This window comes from Paenibacillus vandeheii (genome assembly GCF_030433635.1).
Taxonomy (GTDB): Bacteria; Bacillota; Bacilli; order Paenibacillales; family Paenibacillaceae; genus Paenibacillus; species Paenibacillus vandeheii.
Window position 1 is genome coordinate 1 of sequence record NZ_JAROCD010000049.1, and the last position, 663, is coordinate 663.

At 43.6% G+C, this 663-nt stretch carries 1 protein-coding gene and 1 pseudogene; both read right to left on the reverse strand.

Annotated elements, in window-relative coordinates; translation table 11 throughout:
- A pseudogene (locus P5G61_RS31860) lies at positions 1–225 on the reverse strand (hypothetical protein); the annotation flags it as partial.
- Positions 226–257: 32 nt separating this feature from the next.
- Complete coding sequence (locus P5G61_RS31865) at positions 258–578, reverse strand: transposase (protein WP_301250129.1); 321 nt, start codon at positions 576–578, stop codon at positions 258–260.
- Positions 579–663: the final 85 nt, after the last annotated feature.

Sequence of the window (663 nt, forward strand, 5' to 3'; positions counted from 1 at the left end):
TTTCTTGTGATTAACGTTCAGACCAGCCTCCCACAACGCCGTTGTCATGCGAGGATAACCAAACTCTCGGTTTGCAAAATGAATAGCCATCATGTGTTCTTTAATCTCACGCTCACGGTCTTGTCTTGCGTCTCGCTGTGGCTGTGTTGCTCGCCATTTGTAGTAACTGGAACGGGGTATTCCTGTAATCGATAATAGGCGTGTAATGCCATGCGAGCAGCGCAATTCGTCTATGATATCGTAGTTCTCCCGTTGGCTCAGCGCTTCTCCTTTACTAGATTTGGATACCGCTTTTTTAAATAATCCACCTGTGCTTGAAGGTAGTCCCGTTCTTCTTCTACACTGCTAAAGGCAGTACGAGGACGTCCTTTCAGTGGATTCGCAACATTGTTTTTTCGCTCATCGAACGCTTCCCCGTTTTTCCATTTTTTTACCCACACCTTCAGTTGTGAACAGTTTCGAATTCCTTCGCGATCAGCGACCACCTTGTAACTTGAAGAACCTTCGACATAGGATCTAACAGCATTCAATTTAAATTCTTCGGTATACGTCTGAAATGTTTGTCCTTTTTTGGCCATAAAAATATCCCCTCCAAGTGTCACTTGAACCCTCATGATAACATGAAGGTTTTTTCAAGTGTCTACTTAAAGGGGATAATACCAT

What these genes read in the sequence shown, in the direction of transcription:
- P5G61_RS31865 (WP_301250129.1), bottom strand. Translation starts at nt 578, where the DNA reads ATGGCCAAAAAAGGACAAACATTTCAGACGTATACCGAAGAATTTAAA.